We start from the raw sequence: 19,659 nt of genomic DNA on the forward strand, positions 1-19,659 counted from the left end.
CGAAACAGCCGATGCGGTCGGTCGCCCTGCGGGAGCAGGGGGAGATGCCGCGTCCTGACCGCCCATGGGGGAGCTTTCATCATGACCACGAACCGTGCCCGCCGTACCGCCCGTGCCGCCGGCCTGGTGGCCGTCGCCGCCGCCGCGGCACTGTCGCTGACCGCCTGCCAGAGCGGGGGCAAGGACGCCGCCGCCGGCTGGGAGAAAAAGGTCTCCGCCTCCCCCTCCACCGGTGAGGGCGGTGGGCTCGGTGGGGCCAAGACCAGCGGCGCCGGGACCGGTCTGCGGACGCAGACGACCGCCGCGCACCGTTCCACCACTCCCGCCGCCACGCCCAGGACGGCATCCCCCAAGACGGCATCCCCGGTCCGCACCCAGACCCTGCCCGACGGGAGCAAGGCCGAGATCCGCAAGCTCGGTACCGAGCACTACCTGCTCAAGATCGTCAACCATGGTGACGTCCTGGGCACGATGGAGACGAACCACCGGGACGCCGGGCTCGACGCCAACGACATGTTCATCCTGCTCACCCGCGACGGCCGGGTCCAGGCCTGGATGGGCGGCGGACACGAGGGACCGGGCACCTCCGAGCTCATGGGCGGCTGGACGGCCAAGGTCACCAAGGTCGGTGAGGACCACTACCGCGCGCGGATCCTCGGCGACGCCGGCGGCGTGTCCGCCACGCTGGACGCGAACGGGCAGGACGTCGGTGCCGAGGTCGACCGCGTCTACATCGTGCTCAGCGCGGGCGGCGTGATCAGCGCCCACGCGTAGCCGCGGGCCCGGCAGCGCGGCGGAGCGCCTCGCAGGCCGTACGCGATGCCGATGCCGGTGACGGCGTGCGCGTCCCCGGGAGGCGCACGCCGCCGGCAGGGCTCAGCGCAGGACGACGTTGTGGGCAGGCGAGACGTCCGGCCGGACATCGCCGTAGCCCAGGTCGGTGAGGACGGGGCCGAGGATCTTGGCGAAGGCCTCGAACGACTCGGGAGACTCCCATACGTCGGTGACGCGCCAACAGCCGCCGACCGGCCCGGCGATGTGGGCGAGCAGCCCGGGCGCGGGCAGGTCGGCCGGCGAGGCGAAGCCCCGGCCTTCGGTGACGCGGTCGATGCAGGTGTCGTACAACTCCTGGGCGGCAGGCGTGTTCTCGAGGTCGAAGGTCACGATGACGGGCATGGTCGGGTGCTCCTGTCCGTTGTCCGCCGGATCCGGCGGATGCCGCCCCACGGTCTCCCCGCTCCGACGGCGGCGGCAACGGCGCACGGTACGGCTCGCCGGAGCGCCGGGAGCTGTGGCATGTGCGGGCGCTCACCGCGCGTGCCCCGCACGCTCCTTGTGCCGTGTCCCCCGGGCATCGTTTTGGCCCATGCGTTCCACGACGCGCGCCGATTCGGTCCTCCCGGAGGCCGGCGGGCCCTTCGGTCCGCCTGCGGCGACCGGCTCGCCTCTGTGCGCCGTACCCCCGCGCGGTAGGGCTCCGGCCGGGTAGGGCAGCATCTCCTCAGCCGTTGCCTGACCATGAGAGGCCGTCATGACGTCCACCCGCCGCGCCGCTTCGATAGCGGTGCTGTCCTGCCTGATACTCGCGGGCTGCAAGTCCGGATCGCTCGGCGGTTCGTCACCGTCTCCGGGCGGGAGCGCATCCGCCCCGGCGTCCGGTGCGGCCGGTGGTGCCGGTCGGAAGATAGCGGTCGGGGCCGGTCCGCAGAAGAACTACACGGTCCAGCAACAGCCGTCGGCGGGGTCGTGCCACTACCGGTACGAGAAGGGTGAACCGCTCCAGGATCCGGCGTGCACGCCGGGCGCGATCTCCCCGGCCGTGACGCAGGCGAACATCGCGTCGACGATATGCCGCAAGGGCGGCTACACCTCCGGGGTACGCCCCTCCGCCTATGTGACGGGCAAGGAGAAGCGGCTCAACGCGGCCTCCTACAGCGATACCGGCAGTCTGAGCAATGACGAGTACGACCACTTGATCAGCCTGCAGCTCGGCGGCGACCCCAACGACCCGCGGAACCTGTGGGTGGAGCCGGCCGACCCCGGCCACAAGAAGGGCTCCGGGGTGAACAACGCGAAGGACCCGGTGGAGACGAAGCTGCACACCGCGGTCTGCTCCGGAAAGGTCACCCTCGCCGCCGCGCAGCAGGCCATAGTGACGGACTGGACCACCGCGCTCAGCCGCCTCGGCCTCAGCTGACCCGAGTGCTCTTCGGCGGTCCCGTGGCCGTCCGGAGGGAGCTGTCCGGAGGGAGCGCCGGAGTCGCCGGGCCGTCTCCTGGATGCCAGCCTGGAGTCCTGCTGGAGTCCTGCTGGAGTCCTGGTCGTGGGAGGGATGGAAGCCGATGACCTCCGACATCTCCGGCCCGGTCGTCTCCCGGCAGGAGTTCGACGAGCTCTTCATGTCGCTGCGCACTTGGGGGCGCTGGCCGGCGGCCGGTCGCGGGGCCTTCAACCGGGTGACCGCCGAGCACGCACGTCGGGCTGCCGCCCTGGTGCGGTCCGGGACCGTCGTACCCACGGCCCTGCCCTGGAACACCCGCTCCGGCCCGGACAACCCCAGGCCCGCCCTGCACCACATGACCGACCTGGGTGACGTGGAGAGCCCGGAACCGGCCACCCACAAGGACTTCGTCGCCGCCGACTACCACGGCAAGGGCATCTCCCACCTCGACGCGCTCAGCCACGTCGCCTACCGGGGGGAGCTGTACGACGGCCGCTCGGCGCGCGGTCACATCGATGCGGGCGGCGCCCGCTTCGGAGCGGTGTCGGAGCTCGGTCCGCTCGTCACGACGGGCGTGCTGCTCGATCTGCCCGCTGTCCTCGACGTCCCTTGGCTGGAGCCGGGGCGGGCGGTACGCGCGGCGGACGTGCTCGCGGTCGAGCGGGCGCTCGGTGTGACCGTCGGCGAAGGCGATGCCGTGCTGCTGCGCTCCGGGCACGCCAGGCGCCGACGCGAAGTCGGTGCCTGGGACTCGGGGGCGTTGAGCGCGGGCTTTCATGTGGACGCCGTACCGCTGCTGGCCGAGCGCGGCATCGCCTTGCTCGGTGGCGACGGCGACAGCGACGTACGGCCCTCGCCCGTGCCCGGCGTGCACTCGCCGGTGCACGCCCTGGCCGTGGCCGCGCTGGGGGTGCCGCTGCTGGACAACCTCGACCTGGAGGCCCTGTCCGCGGCGACCGCCGAGGCCGGCCGGTACACGTTCATGCTGGTCGTGGCCCCGCTGAACATCCCTGGCGGGACGGGATCGCCCGTCAACCCGGTAGCGGTGCTGTGACTCTCGCCGCCGATGTCCGTATCCTCACTTATATGAGGTTTTTACGTAATGCCGGTTGTTGCGAATGTGAGCGAGGCAAGGCGTGATTCGGTCCGGCAGGCAGTCAGTGCCTGCGAGGTATCCGAAGGGTGACTCGGGACCCGTTCGTTTCCGTGAGCGGTTCCTTCAGGGCGAGCCGGTCGAGAACGGGGTACGGACGTCGATCCTGGACTCCTGGCTGCGCTGCCGTTCCCTCGGTCTCTCGCCGGACCGGTCCGACCTGCCCTTCCGCGACGACTTCGATCCCGGCGGGCGGATCGTGCGGGCGGCGGCGCCGGTGCTCGACCGGCTCCAGGCCCGGTTCTCGGGCAGCCGGATCAACATCTCCCTCGCCGACGCCAACGGCATCGTCCTGCTGCGCCGCTTCGGTGACCCGTCGATGGTCCGCAGCCTTCCCGCGATCCAGGTGGAGCCGGGCTTCGTCTTCGCCGAGCGGTTCGCCGGCACCAACGGAATCGGTCTCGCCCTCGCCGAGCGCGGCCTCGTCCGGGTCTTCGGAGCCGAGCACTTCGCGGAACGCGCCCAGGGCAACGCCTGCATCGCGCTGCCCGTCCGCGACCCGCTCAGCGGGCGAATGGAGGGCGTGCTCTGCTTCGGCTACCAGCGCAGCGCCGAGGACCCGGCCCTGGCCGACGTCATCCGCCGGGCGGCACAGGCCGTGGAGCGCCGGCTGCTACGGCAGAGTTCCGCACGCGAGCGAGTCCTCCTGCGGGCATACCAGTCCGCCGCCGGCCCCGCCTCCGCCCTCTCCATCGACGAACCCGCCCTGGATCTCCGCGCCGACGACCGGGCCGCCCTCATGGAGAAGGCCGCCGAGTTCATCTCCCACGCCGAGCAGGGCAGCGCGCGGGTCTTCTTGTCCGACGGCCGCTGTGTCACGCTCGTCAGCCGCCCGGTGACCGGCGCCGCGGGGGTGCAGGGCCTCGCAGTCGAAATGACGCTGCCGGGGGCGGCGGCAGGGGCGTCGTTGATCGTTTCGCATCGGCGGACGTTGCCGGGCGGGGCCCTCGGGAGCCCGGCTGCGCGGGCCGGGCCCGGATCGCCGGGCCGTGTGGTGGCGGGACGTTTGCTGGACATCTCCGCGGACGGCGCGGCGAGTGCCGGACAGCCCCGCGAACGGGCGCCCGATCTCCTCGTGGGCTGTGCCGCGGCCCCGGCGGTGCGGCGCGGGCCCGACGCCGAAGCCGACACCCGCGCCGACACCCTTGCGGCGACGGACTGCGCGACCGGTGCCGCGACCGACGCCCCCGAGCAGGCCGTGACCGGCCACAGGGCCTCTGCGGCCGGCCGTATCGCGCCTGCGACCGCTCACAAGGCTTCTGCGACTGACCGTATCGCCCCGGCGACCGGCCACAAGGCTTCTGCGGCCGGCCGTATCGCCCCGGTGACCGGCCACAGGGCTTCCACGACTGGCCGTATCGCCCCCGCGACCGGCCACAGGGTCTCTGCGACCGGTCGTACAGCCCCCGCGACCGGCCACAAGGCCGCCCCCGCAACCGGCCGGGACGCCCCCGTGACCGGTCGCAGCACCGCGCCCGGGACCCCCGACATCTCAGGCGCCCCCGGAACCTCCGCTCCACCCCGCCGTCTCGTTCTCTTCGGTGAGCCCGGGGTGGGTGCCTACGCCCTTGCCGCGCGGCGCAGGCTGGAGCTGTTGTCCGAGGCCGGCGCCGGCATCGGAACCACGCTCGATGTCCGCCGTACCGTCGAGGAACTGGCCCAGACGGCCGTGCCGAAGCTGGCCGACTTCGTGACCGTCGACCTGCCCGATGCCGTGTTGCGCGGCGAGGAGTCCGACGATCCGCTGGGTGATCTGCGCCGGACGGTGGTGCATGGGGTCCGCAACGGGCTGCCGTTCACGCCGGTCGGCAAACGGATCGAATTCGGCCCGACCACCCCCCAGTTGCGCTGTCTGACCCACGGCCGGGCGGAGCTGGAGCCGGACCTGCAGGTCGCCGCGGGCTGGCTCGCGCAGGATCCCGAGCACACCGAGCAACTGCTGGCCCATGTGCACTCGCTGATCGCCGTACCGCTGGTGGCCCAGGGGGTCGTGCTGGGCATCGCCAGTTTCTACCGCGCGCAGGGCTCCGCCGCCTTCGGCGACGACGACCGCTCGCTGGCGCAGGAACTGGCCGCACGTGCGGCCCTCTCCATCGACAACGCCCGCCGGTACACCCATGAGCGCTCGATGGTCCTGGCCCTCCAGCGCAGACTCCTGCCGCACCGGCTGCCCGACCAGGACGCCGTGGAGATCGCCCACCGGTATCTGCCCGCCGAATCGGACGTCGGCGGCGACTGGTACGACGTCATCCCTCTCCCGGGTGCCCGGATCGGGCTGCTCGTCGGCGATGTCGTAGGGCACGGCATGCTCTCGGCCGCCACCATGGGCCGGCTGCGTACCGCCGCCCGCAGCTTCGCCGAACTGGACTTCCCGCCGGACGAGGTGCTCAGCCATCTGGACGACCTGGTCGGCCGGCTGGACCGCGACGACCCCGACGGCGAGGGCTCCGGCATCATCGGCGCAACCTGCCTGTACGCCGTCTACGACCCGACCACGCAGCGCTGCGTCATGGCCCGCGCCGGCCACCCGCCGCCCGCGCTGGTCCGACCCGACGGCAGCGTCTCCTACCCCGACCTGCCCGCCGGTCCTCCGCTAGGTCTCGGCGGGCTGCCCTTCGACTCCGCGGAGGTCGACCTGCCGGAGGGCAGCCAGCTCGTCCTCTACACCGACGGACTCATCGAAGACCGCCACCGCGATGTGGACGCCGTCCTGGAACAGCTGCGCAGCGCCCTGGCGGACCGCCCGGAGCGCACCCCCGAGGAGACCTGTCAGGCGGTCCTCGACAGCGTGGCGCCGGCGCACCCGTGCGACGACGTCGCCCTGCTGGTCGTCCGCACCCACGCCCTGGGGCCCGACCGGGTCGCCACCTGGGAGCTGCCCGCCGATCCGGCCCTGGTCGGTGAGGTCCGCGCCGCCGCCCTCGGCAGGCTCCGTGAGTGGGGCCTCGACGAGACCGCGTTCGTCATGGAGCTGATCCTGAGCGAGCTGGTCACCAACGCCATCCGGCACGGCGCCGGCCCCGTCCGGGTACGGCTCCTGCACCACCGCACCCTGATCTGCGAGGTCTCCGACACCAGCAACACCGCCCCGCACCTGCGCCGGGCGGCCAGCACCGACGAGGGCGGCCGGGGCCTGTTCCTGGTCGCCCAGCTCTCCCGGGCCTGGGGCACCCGGCACCTGGCGGAGGGCAAGGTCATCTGGGCCGAATGCGGAGTCGACGGCGTGTGAGGCCCCTTCGGCGCTCCATATCGTATGGATTGATGTAATTTTTTCCCGTGTGTGACGCTCCCGGCCAGGATGCGGCTCCCGCCTCCGCGGCGGAACCCGTGGTCAGCATCCGCGGGCTCGTGAAGAGGTTCGGCGGGACCGTCGCACTGGACGGCGTCGACCTCGACGTCCACGCCGGCAGCGTCCTCGCCCTGCTCGGACCCAACGGTGCCGGAAAGTCCACGCTCATCAAGGTGCTCGCCGGCGTCCACCGTCCCGACGCCGGGCGGATCACCGTCATCGGACACCCTCTCGGCAGCCCCGTGGCCACCGGCGCGATGTCCTTCATCCACCAGGACCTCGGGCTCGTCGACTGGATGACGGTGGCCGAGAACGTCGCCCTGGGCACCGGATACCCGCGCCGTGCCGGCCTGATCTCCTGGCGCCGCACCCGCGAGCGCTGCGCCGACGCCCTGCGGACCATCGCCGTACACCTCGACCCCGACGAACCGGTCGCCCGGCTGGCCCCCGCCGAGCGTTCCCTGGTCGCCATCGCCCGGGCACTCGCGGCCGACGCACGGCTCATCGTCCTCGACGAGCCCACCGCGCGCCTCCCGGCCGCCGACTGCGCCCGGCTCTTCCGCAGCCTGCACGACCTGCGCGACCGCGGCCACGCGATCCTCTACGTCAGCCACCGCCTCGACGAGGTCCACCAGGTCGCCGACACCTTCGCCGTCCTGCGCGACGGCCGGCTCGTCAGCCGCGGCCTCCTGGCCGGGTACAGCCCCGCCCGTCTCGTCCACGACATCGTCGGCGAGCAACCCTTCGGCCGTCGTCCCACCGCGCCGGTCCCTGCCGGGGCACCGGCCGTCCTCACCCTCGAAGGACTGCGTACCACCGGCGTCGGCCCGGTGAGCCTCGTACTGAGGGCCGGCGAGGCCGTCGCCCTCGTCGGCCTCTCCGGCGCCGGGCACGTCGAGCTGGGCCGTGCCCTCGCCGGTGCCCTGCCCGTGCTCGGCGGAACCGCCACGCTCGACGGCCGGCCCTATCGCCCCCGCACGGTCGCCGACGCCGTCGCCCGCGGCGTCGGCCTGGTCCCCGGCGACCGGCTCCGGGAGGGTTGCCTCCCCCAGCTGACCGTGCGCGAGAACCTCCTCGCCAACCCCCGCGCCGACGGCGTCCCGGCCCTGCACCGGATCCGCCCGCGCCGGGAACGGGCCGAGGCCGCCGAGCTGGTCGACCGGTTCACCGTGCGCCCGCGCGACACCGAGGCGCCCGTCGCCACGCTCTCCGGCGGCAACCAGCAGAAGGTGATGATCGGCCGCTGGCTGCGCGCGGGCCCCCGACTGCTGATCCTGGAGGAGCCCACCGCGAGCGTCGACATCGGCGCCAAGGGTGCGATCCACCGACTGCTCGACGACGCCCTCGGCCAGGGCCTCGCGGTCCTGCTCGTCTCCAGCGACTTCGAGGAGGTGGTGGACGTGTGCCGGCGCGCCGTCGTCCTGGTCCGCGGGAGGGTGACGACCGAACTGAGCGGCACCGCCCTCACAGCCGCCGAACTCACCCGGGCGGCCTCGGCTGTACCCCCTCCCGGAACCGGTGGTGGACGGGGACCGGATTCCGGGACGGGCGGCGGTCGGGGACCGGGTCCCGGAGCGGGTGGCAGACCATGACCGGCCTCCGGAGCCGGTTGCGGGTCGTGACCGGCCGTGCGCCCCGGCCGGGCGGCCACCTGATCGGCTCCTACGGGCTGCCGGCCCTCACGCTCCTCCTCGTCCTGGTCTTCTCGCTGGCGCTGCCCCGGACCTTCCCCACGCTGGACAACGTCGACTCGATCCTGTCCACCCAGGCGATCCCGGCCGTCCTCGCGCTCGCCGCCATGGTCCCCATCGTCACCGGCGCCTTCGACCTCTCCCTCGGCTACGGCCTCGGCCTCGCCCACGTTATGGTGATGAAGCTGATCGTCGACGTGGGCTGGCCCTGGCCGCTCGCCTGTCTCACCGTGGTGGCGGGCGGTGGCCTCGCCGGGGTCCTCAACGGGGCCGTCGTGGAGTTCGGCCGGATCGACTCGTTCATCGCCACCCTCGGCACCGGCAGCATGATGTACGCGATCACCGGCTGGGTCACCGGAGGCGGCCGGATCGTCCCCGGCCCGCAAGGCCTCCCGGCACCCTTCACCGACCTCTACGACTCGAAGTTCCTCGGCCTGCCGCTCCCCGCCTTCTACGTCCTGGCCCTCGCCGCCGTCCTCTGGCTCGTGCTGGAGCGGCTGCCGCTCGGCAGGTATCTGTACGTCGTCGGCTCCAACCCGCGCGCGGCCGAACTCGTCGGCATCCGCACCCGCACCTGCACGGTGTACGCGTTCACCGCGTCGGGGCTGATCGTCGGCTTCGCAGGGGTGCTGCTCGCCGCCCAGCAGGAACTCGGCAACCCCAGCGTCGGTCTCGACTACCTGCTGCCCGCCTTCGCCGGTGCCCTCCTCGGCTCGACGGCGATCAGACCCGGCCGCCCGAACGTCCTCGGCACGGTCGTCGCGGTCGCCGTCCTCGCCGTGGGCCTCACCGGCATCGGCCAACTGGGCGCCGACTTCTGGACCGTCCCCCTCTTCTACGGCGGCACCCTCCTGGTCGCCGTGGGCCTCGCGGGCTACGCGTCCCGTCGCCGCCTGCGCACCGGCAGCGGCCTGCCGCCCGACCCGCCGACGCCGACGGAGGGGAGCGCCGAATGACGCCTTCTCCGTGGCGGGTCCGCCGACACGGGCAGGCAGCCCCCTTGCCCGCCGGAGCGGTCTCTCCGGGAGACAGGGTGCGCCCGGTCGCCGTGACGTGGGAGGCGGGGGCCCGCGGCCTGTCCCACGCCCCGACCGACGTGTCCTCCGGCGATCCGGGGTACGGCATCCGCACCGCCCGCCCCGGTGTCCGGCCAGGCCGGTTCGCCCGCCGCACCGCCGCACTGCTGGCCACGATCGTCGTTCTCGCCGGCTGCGAACGCGGCTCCCCGCGCACCGGGCCGGGGGAGTCGACCACCGGCCCGATCGGCTGCCCCGCCGTCTACGACACCGCCCGCGCCGCCGTCGAGCGCGCGGAACGCACCGATGTGCCCTGGGGCGGGCCGACGACCGGCCCGCGCGCGGTGACGGGCAGATCCCTCGTCTATGTGGCCCAGACGATGACCAACCCCGGTGTCGCCGGCGCCGCGCAGGGCGTGCGGCAGGCGGCACGGGTCGTCGGCTGGAACGTCCGTGTGATCGACGGCGGCGGCACCCCGGCCGGCATCCAGGCCGCGATGGACCAGGCGGTCGATCTCAAGCCCTCCGGCATCGTCATCGGCGGTTTCGACCCCGGTTCCACCTCGCAGCAGGTCTCCCGGGCCGCCGCCGAGAAGATCCCGCTGGTGGGCTGGCACGCGGTCGCCGCGCCGGGTCCCAGCCGGCGGCCCCCGCTCTTCAGCAACGTCACCACGCACGTCCAGGACGTGGCCCGCATCAGCGCCCAATGGGTCATCGAGCACTCGCGCGGCAGGGCCGGGGCGGTGCTCTTCACCGACGCCTCGATCCCGTTCGCCCTCACGAAGTCCGAGCTGATCAGGAAGGAGCTCGCCACCTGCCCGGACGTGCGCGTCCTGGCGTACGAGAACATCCCGATCCCGGACGCGAGCAGCCGCACCCCGCGCGAGGTCGCCTCGCTCCTGTCCCGTTTCGGTGACCGCTGGACCCACTCCGTCGCCATCAACGACCTCTACTTCGCCGACGCCGCGCCCGCCTTCCGCGCGGCCGGCGCACCGGGTACGGGACCGCCGTACAACATCGGTGCGGGCGACGGCGATCCGTCCGCCTTCCAGCGCATCAACAGCGGGCAGTACCAGTCCGCCACCGTCCCCGAGCCGCTGACCCAGCAGGGCTGGCAGATCGTCGACGAGTTCAACCGCGCCTTCTCCGACAGCCCGGCCAGCGGATACGCGGCACCCGTCCATGTCTCCACCGCCGCCAACACCGGCGGCGCGACCTCCTGGGACCCGTCGGGCTACCGGGAGGCCTACCGAAAGATCTGGGGCAGGTGACGCACCGTCAGGGGGCATGTCGTGCGGCGGTCGTGACATCCGGCACCCGTACCGTCATCGAGGGCAGAGCAGCTGGTCGGGAACGGAGGCCACACGGGTCCGCCAGTCGGTCGGGGGCACTTCGCCGAGGCGCGCGCAGACCTTGGCGGCCACCTCGCGAGGGCTGATCCCGAAGAGCTGGAGCGGTACGTGCTCGCCGGAGGCATGGAGAGTGCGGCTGTCCGGTCCGAAAGCCAGGGCCAGCACCGTGTCGCCGGACGTCGGCAGTGACGACCCCAGCCGTTGGTTGGAGGTGTTGTCCCACAGGCGCAGCGTGCCGTCCTGCTCGGCCGTGGCCAGCGTGCGGTCGTCCGGTGAGAAGGCCAGCGCCGACACGGTGCCGGATGCGCCGTCGTCGGGTCGGTCAGGGGCGGCCGGGAGTACGACCCGGCGCCGGCGGACGCTGCCGTCCCAGACGGTGACCTGCCCGGACTCGTCGCCCGCGGCCAGGTACCTGCCGTCGGGACTGAACGTCAGGGCGGTGACGCTGCCCGAGGTGAGGACCTGGCGGGTCACCCGGCCGGTGCGCAGGTCCAGCAGCTGGCCGTGCGAGGTGACAAGGAGACGCCGGTCGGGACGCACCGCGAGGATCTCACCACCCACGCCGGCCGTCCGCCCGACCACGGTCTTCCGGCTCAGGTCCCAGGATTCGATCTCCTCGTCCGCCGGGATGCGCGAGGTCAGCAGCGTCCCGTGCGGGCCGAACGCGATGCCGTTGACCGCGTTTGAGGGGAGGCCGGGATGCTCGCGGTTCGTCTCAGCCGTGGGCAGGGTGGCGATGACCCGGTGTGCCGCGATGTCCCACAGGGCAACGTGCTCCGGCGGCACGGATTCGTATGGGTGGCTGACTCCGTAGGCGAGGACGCGGCTGTCGGGTCGGAAGGTCAGGAAGACCGTGCAGGGCGCGGGAGCGCGGTGTTCTCCGGGCGGAGCTGGACAGGAGACGGGCGGGAGGTCGGTCACCCGGTCGCCGGTGCGTACTCGGAACCTGGTCCGCCCGGAGGCGCGGTCCATCCGGGCGGTGGCGAGGGTCCGGCCGTCCGGGCTGAAGGCAGCCGCGGTGACGGGCGTGTTCTGCCAGTTCGCGGTCGCGCCGTGCAGGGTCAGGGACCGCACGACATCCTCCGTGCTGCCACCCAGGTAGCTGATCCGCTGTGCTTTCAGGTCGATCCGGAGTTCACTGGCGGTTTCGTCGGGCAGCGGATACCGGAGGACGAGGGCCGGGGCGGTCGAGGCCCCCGAGCCGACCCGCCACAGCAGGATCTCGTCCGCATCGGATGCGACCAGGTAAGTTCCGTCGCGGCTGAACTCCACTTCCCGCAGCCCCTTGTGCGAGATCCCGGGCAGGCGCTTTCCCGACGCGATGTCCCAGATCCGTACGCCGGACGTGGTCAGGAGGACGAGCCGACGGCCGTCCGGGGTCAACCGCACGTTCTCCTCAAGGCAGTCGTCGGCCGTCACGGTGGGCGCCCAGGCGGCCGAGAGCCGCCGTCGCCCGGTGACAGTCCACAGCTCTACCGGCCTGCCCGGACGGCACAGTGCCACCAACTTGTCGTCCGCGCTCACCGCCGCGTCGGGGAACGGATAGTCCGAGAGGCTGCGTTGACGTAGTACGCGATGCGTGTTCCAGTCCGAGAGCGGGATCGGCCCTGCGCCGGCACCATGCGACACGGTGTCCAGACGCAGCCGCAACAGGACGCGCCGGCTCGCCACATCCACCAGCCGGACCACATGCCGTCCGCCGGCCGTCCCGTACAGCAGCACCGTACGGCCGCTCGGACCGAACTCGGCACCGTCGGCGGCGGAGAAGGCCGGGCGTTCGACCAGCCCGGCCCGTATGTCCCACACCCGTATCTGATCGGCTCTCCGTGCCTGATCGCCTCCCCGTGGCAGATCGCCTCCCAGCAGCGTGAGCCGGCGGTTGTCTGAGCTCAGCGCCCCCGCCTGGCTGAGTTCCTCTCCCAGACCGGGGTAGGTGGCGATCTTCCGGTGCGTACGCACGTCCCAGAGCACCACGCGCCGGCTGTCGGCGCTGAGCAGCGTACGGCCGTCGGCTCCGAGGTACCGCTCGGCCGCCGGATCGGCGTTCGGATCGACGAAGGCGTCCTGTTCCTTCTGCGTCATGGCACCGATCAGTGCCGAGCGGGTTTCGGGGAGGTCGGCGAGCCGCCATGAGGCGAGGCTGAGTTCCATCGCCGTGGCCGGGTCGGTCGCGCGCAGCGCATCGGCCAGCGCCGCCGTTCGGCGGGCCTCGGCCAACGCCTGCTCATGGTCCCGGGAACGGCTCTGCTGCCACGCCAGCGTGGCGGTGACCAGGATCAGCGCGGCGGCCAGGGACAGGGCCGTCCGAAGTCGGCGCAGCCGCCGGGACGCGCGGGTGGCCGCACGCCGTTCTTGTTCGCGCGCGGTGACACTCGCGGTCAGGAAGGACCGTTCGGCGGAGGTGAGGTGGGCCGGTGCCAGGTGTTCCTCGACCGCGGTCAGCCGGCTGCCCCGGTACAGCGCACCGGCATCACGGCCGAGGTCGGCCCAGGTCCGGGCCGCGTCGGTCAACGCGTGGTGCAGGCGTATCAGTTCGCGATCCCGCTCGATCCATTCACGTAGCCGGGGCCAGCCCGTGATCAGTGCCTCGTGCGCGAGGTCGACGGTGCCGTCTTCGAGGGTGAGCAGGCGGGCGCGGGCCAGGTGTTCGAGGACCGTGGCCGTGTCCACGGGGTCACCGAAGTCGAGTTCCGAGCGGGGGGCGGGGCGTCGCGTGTCGGGGGTTCCCTCGCCCGGGGTGATGAGGCGCAGCAGGATACGGCGGGCGAGGTCGGACTGCGACGGGGTCAGACGGGCGTGGACGGCTTCTGCGGTGCGGGCAATGGCACCGCTCAGACCGCCGGCCCCATCGTAGGCCTCTGCGGTGAGGGCTCGGCCTTTGCGGCGGCGCCACGTCTCCAGCAGGGCGTGTGACATCAGCGGCAGCGCCCCCGGTTCTCCTTCGACCTCGTCGAGAATGCGGGTCGTCAGCCCGCGTTTCACGTTCAGGCCGGCGGCCTGTGCCGGCCTGACGACGGCCTCGCGCAGTTCATCGCGGCTCATCGGCCCGGCGAGCACGGTGCCGTCCTGCAGGGCCGCGGTCAGCCGGCGGTGTTCGGCGCAGCGGCCCAGAAAGTCGGCGCGTACTGCGATGACGACGCGTAGCCGGCTCGCGGAGTCGGTGGCGGTCAGGAGGCGGTCGATGAACTGCTCGCGTTCGGCAGGGTCTGTGCAAAGGGTGTAGAGCTCTTCGAACTGGTCCACGATCAGCCATGTGTCCTCATGCCCGCCGGCGGGCATGAGGCGCTGTTCATGGGTGCGCTGTGGGTGTTCGCCGGGGGTGAGCACCCGTACGGTGGCCGGGCGCGGACCGGTCGGACCCGCGTTGCGGAGACGGGGGATGAGGCCGGCGCGCAGCAGAGAGGACTTGCCGCTGCCCGAGGGGCCGAACACCGCCGTGAAGCGGCGCGAAGAAGCCTGCTGGAAGAGGTGCTCGGTGAGCTTGCCCCGTCCGAAGAACAGATCGACGTCTGCGGGCTCGAAACGGGCTAGTCCCCGGTAGGGCGGCTGAGCGTCCTCGCCGTCCGTGCGCGGCTCGCCGGCCGCCTTGGCGGCAGCCTCATGCCACCGTTCCTCCCACTCGGTCTGGTCGCCGCCGCAGGCACGCACGTAGGCCAACGCGACCGGCAGGGTCGGCATCCGCTCACCCGCGGCCGCCTGTGACAGGGTGCTCGCCCCGTGCCCTGTGCGCTGCGCCATCGCTCGGTACGTCGGACTGCCGGCTTCCGTCCGCAGCTTGCGCAACTCGAAAGCGAACTGCGCGACCGGACCCGCACCCGGATCAAGTGGACTTTCCCGACGCCCCGCCATCGGCAGTTCCCCCGTCCTGACTCCCCGCGGATGTGGCGCTGTGGCTCGCGAAGCTACGCGCATCCGCGGCAGGGCGGCAAACCAGAAGCACGTGCTTCGGTCAGTGCGCCCCACTGCGCTCGTGACCTGCACGGTCGCCATTGATCAGGGTGGCGGAACCGGCTGCCCATTCAATGCCCGGCCCGCTGAACTCGATGACGTGAACGCAGCAGAGGGCGCGAACCGCTGTTCCGCCGTCCGTTGCGCACGGCAGACCGACCGATGGAAAAGAGGAGTTCATGCTCAAGAAGAAGATCGGTGTTCGGCTGGGCGCGGGAGGAGCCGCAGCGCTCCTGGGCGTCGTCGGTGCCTTGGCCGGCCAGGCGAGCGCCGGCCCCCTGAGGCCGGGACTCGGTCACCGCGCGGGCATCGTGCATCCCGACGACTTCGAACCCACCTCCGTGGTGACCGACGCGAGCTGCAAGGGGTGGATGAACACGGAGAAGCAGAACGGCAACTGGTTCGCGCAAGGGCTGGTCCAGTCGTGGAGCGGTCAGACGTGCCGCATGTTCCTGGAGCGTTACCACAACGGCACGTGGACGATGGTCTCCTCGGTGCACAACGTGGTCGACGAGGCGGACAACACCGGCTGGTACTGGGACGACTCGGGCTACAAGTCGCGTGTCTGCATCTACAACTACAGCGGCTCGCAGACGTGGAAGTGCGGCGGTGCCGTGTGAAGGGAGCTCCGTGTGGTATTGGCTGCCCGGTGACCTCGTAGGCTCGCGGGTCTGATCGAACCGCGGCCGCCCTTGCGGGCCGCGGCTGCCGACAGGACGGCGGCCGCGGTCCACCTGATGCTCCGTAGCTGGGGCTGCCGTCGCCACAGATGACGGTGGTCCAGGTGTGCCTCAGCCTCGTGCGGGTCGGGGCCCGTCCGCTCTCGCGGTGTCGGGCCCCGAGGGCGAAGCGGTCACACCGGTTCCGGCAGCCGCTCGTCCTCGTGCATCGACAGCTCCGGCGGCGCCTTGCGGAACAGGCGGGTGAGCCAGGCCAGCTGGACGATGCCGAGCGCGAGCCAGATCAGGCCCAGGGTGATGGCCTTGCCGTCGAGATGGGCGAGCAGCCAGATGTCGACCGCCGCGCCGATCGCCGGGACCACGACGTACGACAGGACACCGTGGCGGGTGCCGTTGCGGCGCTCCCGGACGAACGTGGCGATGACGCTGATGTTGACGAAGGTGAAGGCGGTGAAGGCGCCGAAGTTGATGAAGGACGTCGAGGTCGCGACGTCCAGCCGCAGGGCGATGAGGCCGACCGCGCCGGTGAGCAGCACGTTGAAGGCTGGAGTGCGGAACCGCGGGTGGATACGGCCGAAGATCCTGCGCGGCAGCACCGAGTCACGGCCCATCGCGTACACCAGCCGGGCGGCGCTGGCCTGCGCGGCGATGCCGGACGCGGCCTGCGCGACGACCAGCCCTGCGAGGAAGAACGAGGAGAACAGGTCGCCGCCGATGGTCTTGGCGATCTCGAAGGCGGCCGAGCTGACGTCGTTGAAGTGGGAGCCGGGGTGGGCGAGCTGGGTGGTGTAGGCGACGACGACGAAGATCGCGCCGCCTATCAGCGCGGTCAGCAGGATGGCCCGGGGCATCGTCCGCTCGGGCTCCAGGGTCTCCTCGGTGAGGGTGGTGACCGCGTCGAAGCCGAGGAAGGAGTAGGCGGCCAGCGCCGCGCCGGCGGAGATGCCCGTCGCGGTCGTGGCGCTGTTGGCGAACGGCGTGGCACTCGCCAGGGCGCCGGCCCCGTCCGCCGACACGACGTGCCGCAGGGACAGCAGCACGAAGATCCCGATGACCAGGATCTGGAAGATCATGAGCAGGTCGTTGACGCGCTCGGCGGTCTTGATGCCGCGCACGTTCAGCGCGGTCGTCACGGCGATGAAGGCGACGATCCACACCCAGTTCGGGACGCCCGGGTACTGGGCGTGCAGATAGGCGCCGCCGATCAGCCAGATCACCATCGGCAGGAAGAAGTAGTCGAGCAGCGTGGCCCAGCCGACGAGGAAGCCGACGCGCGAGTCGATGGCCCGCCGTACGTAGGTGTAGGCGGAGCCGGCCACCGGGTGGGCCGCGGACATCCGGCCGTAGCTGTGCGCGGTGAACAGCATGGCGGCGAGGGCGACGAGGTAGGCGCTGGGGACCGCGCCGCCGGTCTCGTCGGCGACCACGCCGAAGGTACCGAGCACGATCAGCGGGGCCATGTAGGCCAGGCCGAACACGACGACCGATCTCAGGGTCAGGGTGCGGGCCAGCGCGGGGGCGGGTGAGTTCACGATGCGGCTCCAGGGGACGGGGCGGGGTGCCAGCGGCGGGGATCGATACGGCCGCCGTACAGCGGCAGTTCTATGGGGCGGTCGGTGTCGGTGAAGTGGGCCCACATGCGGGTGACCCCGGCGGTGCCGTGCTCCCGTACGCGGGTGACGTCGTCCAGGTCGATGACGTCGGCCAGGACCGTCGCCTCCGTGGACGGCGCCTCGGTGCGCACCCGGCCCTCCGGGTCGACGACCAGGCTGTGGCCCGTGCCGACCGGGCCCGCGGTGTTCACGCTGACGACGAAGACCTGGTTGGCGATGGCGTTCGCACGGGCCAGAACCAGTTCCTGCTCCCGGTCGGGCGTCGTCGTCATCACCGGGTTGACGATGACCTCGGCGCCCAGCCACGCCAGATGGCGGGCGACCTCCGGGAACCAGGCGTCGTAGCAGATGGCCAGGCCGATCCGGCCGGTGCCGGGCGCGTCGAACACGACGAAGCGGTCGCCCGGGTCGTACGGCTCGGTGGGGCGCCACGGGAAGACCTTGCGGTACGACGCCACCAGGCGGCCCTCGGGTGAGAAGGCGAGCGCGGTGTTGTAGAGCTCGCCCTTCGGGCCCCGTTCGGGGACCGTGCCGGGCAGCAGCCAGATGCCCAGGTCACCGGCGAGTTGCGCCAGCTCCCCGACCCGTGGGCCGGCCAGCGGCTCGGCGGCCTCCCGCAGCACGCCCGCGGCCTCGTCGGGCGGGCCGGTCACCCCGAACAGATGGAGTTCGGGGAAGACGGCCATCCGGGTGCCGGGCGAGTCGAGAAGCATTCGCTCGACCTCGGCGGTGAAGCCGGACAGCGGTGCGCCGGCCGGACGGGGAGGCAGCTGGCCGAGGGCCAGGGGTAGTGCACGGGGCATGGCGACGAAAATAGGTCAGGATGAGCACTTAAACAAGACTGATCATCCTGATCAGTTTTAGATGACGTCCTGCGGATGGTTAAGGTGGCGCCATGCCTGGCCGCCGTACCGAAGCCGCTGCCCCGACCGCGCAGCTGCAAGCTCCCCAGCTGAGCGGCATCCGGCGACTGTCCGCACTGGAGGCGGTGCGCGCCCGGATCGCCCTCGCCGTGGACCTCGGCCTGCTCGCCCCCGGCGAGCGCCTGCCCGGCACCGACCGGATCGCCGCCGCGCTGGGCGTCGGCGAGATCACCGCCCGGCGCGCCCTGGTCTCCCTGTGCGAGGACGGCGTACTGGAGCGCCGCCGCGGCCGCAACGGCGGGACGCTGGTCGCCGAGCAGCCCGCGAAGGGCGTCATCGACACGACCACCGCCTACCGCGCCGACACGGCCGCCGTGCACCGGCTGATCGACCACCGGCTGGTCCTGGAGTGCGGCATCGCCCACCTGGCGGCCGAGCACGCCGACGACGCGGCCCTGGCGGAGCTCCAGCAGCTGGTGGACGCCATGGACCGGGCGGAGAGCTGGGCCGAGTTCCACGGCCTCGACGAACGGTTCCACCTGGCGACGGCCGCGGCCACCGGCGTCCCCGGCACCGACGTCCCCTACGCCACCGTCCTGCGCGAGCTCTACCGTTACTACCTGCCGTACCCGATGGCCGCCCTGCGTGAGTCGAACGCCGAGCACCGGCGGCTCGTCGAGGCCCTCCGTGCCCGGGACACCGCCGCGGCCGGCGCGGTCGCCGCGCGGCACGTCGAGACCCTGCACCGGACGATGTACGTCGGCCTGCTCACCGACTGAAGCGCCGCCCCCGAGTCCCCCGGGGACACTCCGCACGCACGGTCAGCCGCGGCTGTTCGTGGACACGGGCGGGACGGACGCGTCGGCCTGGCGCAGCTCGGCGAGGAGCACGTTCTGCCCGTCGAGCAGCTCGGTGAGGATACGGCGGGCCGCGCGCAGCAGGTCGGCGACATCGCCGCCGGCCAGTGCGTAGCTGACGGTGGACCCCTCCCGGATGGACACCACGATGCCCGACCGGCGCAGGACGGCCAGCTGCTGCGAGAGGCTGGACGGCTCGATCTCGATGTCGGCGAGCAGCTCCCGTACCGGGACGGGCCCGTGCTGGAGCAGTTCCAGGACCCTGATGCGTACGGGGTGCCCGAGCATGCGGAAGAAGTCCGCCTTGGCCTGGTAGAGGGGGACTTGCATGACCGCTCGCTCTCTGCCGGGTCGAGTGGGGTGGGCCGCCGGGGTGCGGCGGTGCCTCGCGGCACCGCCGCATTGGCCCTGTACAGCCGATCCTTGCCGTCCGGGGCCGTGCGCAGGCATGACTTGGGATCATGCTGATGTGGTCACTTGAAGAAGTTTTCACATCGTGGGCGCACGAAGCCCCGGACCCAGGACGGCGGCTAGACCTCCAGCTGTTCCTCGACCCGCTTCAACTGGTGCCGGGCCATGGCGAGGTTCGAGCGTTCCTTGTCGAGGACCAGGTAGAGGAACAGGCCGTTCCCGCTGCGGCCGGTGATCAGGCGGATGAGGTGGTACTGCTTCTCCAGTGTGATCAGGATGTCCTCGATCCGGCTCTTGAGGCCCAGCTCCGACATGGTGCGCACCTTGGCCCGGATGACGTCCGTGTTCCCGGCCGCGGCCACCGTCAGGTCGAGGTCCTTGCCGCCGCCCAGCGTTCCCAGGGCCATGCCGCTGGTGTAGTCGACGACCGCGGCTCCCAGCGACCCCTCGACCCCGGCCATCATTTCCTTCAGCGACACTTCCACGCTCGCCATAGCGGCGCCTCCCCTTTGGTTGTCGGTTGCGACGGACCGGCGGTCGCCGTCCCGTCCGATGCATGGACCGT

At 72.1% G+C, this 19,659-nt stretch carries 15 protein-coding genes; 9 read left to right on the plus strand and 6 right to left on the minus strand.

Annotated features, from left to right (window positions below):
- Positions 1 to 81: 81 nt before the first annotated feature.
- Positions 82 to 774 (plus strand): hypothetical protein, encoded by a 693-nt coding sequence (locus EDD90_RS46915; protein WP_123979132.1) that lies wholly within the window; start codon positions 82 to 84, stop codon positions 772 to 774.
- 102 nt (positions 775 to 876) lie between these two features.
- On the opposite strand, the gene EDD90_RS46920 is transcribed toward EDD90_RS46915, so the two are convergent.
- A complete protein-coding gene (locus EDD90_RS46920) occupies positions 877 to 1,176 on the minus strand; it encodes a hypothetical protein (protein WP_123979133.1) in 300 nt (99 codons plus the stop codon).
- Between the two features lie 355 nt (positions 1,177 to 1,531).
- Here EDD90_RS46920 and EDD90_RS46925 point away from each other — a divergent pair, with 355 nt between their 5' ends.
- The 6 genes from EDD90_RS46925 (at position 1,532) to EDD90_RS46955 (ending at position 10,641) form a co-directional block, all read left to right on the plus strand.
- Complete coding sequence (locus EDD90_RS46925) at positions 1,532 to 2,197, plus strand: hypothetical protein (RefSeq protein WP_123979134.1); 666 nt, start codon at positions 1,532 to 1,534, stop codon at positions 2,195 to 2,197.
- A gap of 145 nt (positions 2,198 to 2,342) precedes the next feature.
- Positions 2,343 to 3,275, plus strand: a complete 933-nt coding sequence (locus tag EDD90_RS46930) for a cyclase family protein (RefSeq protein ID WP_123979135.1) — start codon at positions 2,343 to 2,345, stop codon at positions 3,273 to 3,275.
- An 82-nt stretch (positions 3,276 to 3,357) separates the two neighbouring features.
- Entirely contained in the window at positions 3,358 to 6,603 is a 3,246-nt protein-coding gene (locus EDD90_RS57965) for a SpoIIE family protein phosphatase (RefSeq protein WP_398927740.1), read from the plus strand.
- Positions 6,604 to 6,650: 47 nt separating this feature from the next.
- Complete coding sequence (locus EDD90_RS46945; protein ID WP_123979136.1) at positions 6,651 to 8,255, plus strand: sugar ABC transporter ATP-binding protein; 1,605 nt, start codon at positions 6,651 to 6,653, stop codon at positions 8,253 to 8,255.
- The gene (locus EDD90_RS46950; RefSeq protein ID WP_123979137.1) at positions 8,252 to 9,310 is read left to right on the plus strand and encodes an ABC transporter permease; all 1,059 of its coding nucleotides are present in this window, start codon (positions 8,252 to 8,254) and stop codon (positions 9,308 to 9,310) included. The genes EDD90_RS46945 and EDD90_RS46950 overlap by 4 nt, the downstream gene beginning before the upstream one ends.
- A gap of 167 nt (positions 9,311 to 9,477) precedes the next feature.
- Positions 9,478 to 10,641, plus strand: a complete 1,164-nt coding sequence (locus EDD90_RS46955; protein ID WP_398928766.1) for a substrate-binding domain-containing protein — start codon at positions 9,478 to 9,480, stop codon at positions 10,639 to 10,641.
- Positions 10,642 to 10,695: 54 nt separating this feature from the next.
- Here the strand turns inward: EDD90_RS46955 and EDD90_RS46960 are convergent, their stop codons facing one another.
- Entirely contained in the window at positions 10,696 to 14,460 is a 3,765-nt protein-coding gene (locus tag EDD90_RS46960; protein WP_123979139.1) for a hypothetical protein, read from the minus strand.
- 389 nt (positions 14,461 to 14,849) lie between these two features.
- On the opposite strand from EDD90_RS46960, the gene EDD90_RS46965 reads away from it, so the two are divergent.
- Positions 14,850 to 15,290, plus strand: coding sequence for a hypothetical protein (locus EDD90_RS46965; RefSeq protein ID WP_123979140.1), 441 nt, complete (start codon positions 14,850 to 14,852; stop codon positions 15,288 to 15,290).
- A gap of 233 nt (positions 15,291 to 15,523) precedes the next feature.
- On the opposite strand, the gene EDD90_RS46970 is transcribed toward EDD90_RS46965, so the two are convergent.
- On the minus strand, positions 15,524 to 16,885 hold the full coding sequence (locus EDD90_RS46970; RefSeq protein ID WP_123982354.1) for an APC family permease: 1,362 nt from the start codon (positions 16,883 to 16,885) through the stop codon (positions 15,524 to 15,526).
- Positions 16,879 to 17,766 (minus strand): carbon-nitrogen hydrolase family protein, encoded by an 888-nt coding sequence (locus EDD90_RS46975; protein WP_123979141.1) that lies wholly within the window; start codon positions 17,764 to 17,766, stop codon positions 16,879 to 16,881. The genes EDD90_RS46970 and EDD90_RS46975 overlap by 7 nt, the downstream gene beginning before the upstream one ends.
- Positions 17,767 to 17,858: 92 nt before the next feature.
- On the opposite strand from EDD90_RS46975, the gene EDD90_RS46980 reads away from it, so the two are divergent.
- The gene (locus EDD90_RS46980; protein ID WP_123979142.1) at positions 17,859 to 18,605 is read left to right on the plus strand and encodes a FadR/GntR family transcriptional regulator; all 747 of its coding nucleotides are present in this window, start codon (positions 17,859 to 17,861) and stop codon (positions 18,603 to 18,605) included.
- Between the two features lie 42 nt (positions 18,606 to 18,647).
- Here the strand turns inward: EDD90_RS46980 and EDD90_RS46985 are convergent, their stop codons facing one another.
- On the minus strand, positions 18,648 to 19,013 hold the full coding sequence (locus EDD90_RS46985) for a helix-turn-helix transcriptional regulator (RefSeq protein ID WP_123979143.1): 366 nt from the start codon (positions 19,011 to 19,013) through the stop codon (positions 18,648 to 18,650).
- A 200-nt stretch (positions 19,014 to 19,213) separates the two neighbouring features.
- Positions 19,214 to 19,588 carry a hypothetical protein gene (locus tag EDD90_RS46990; protein WP_123979144.1) on the minus strand — a complete coding sequence of 125 codons (375 nt, stop codon included), beginning with the start codon at positions 19,586 to 19,588 and terminating at the stop codon, positions 19,214 to 19,216.
- Positions 19,589 to 19,659: the final 71 nt, after the last annotated feature.

The organism is Streptomyces sp. Ag109_O5-1, assembly GCF_003814875.1.
Lineage (GTDB): Bacteria > Actinomycetota > Actinomycetes > Streptomycetales > Streptomycetaceae > Streptomyces > Streptomyces sasae.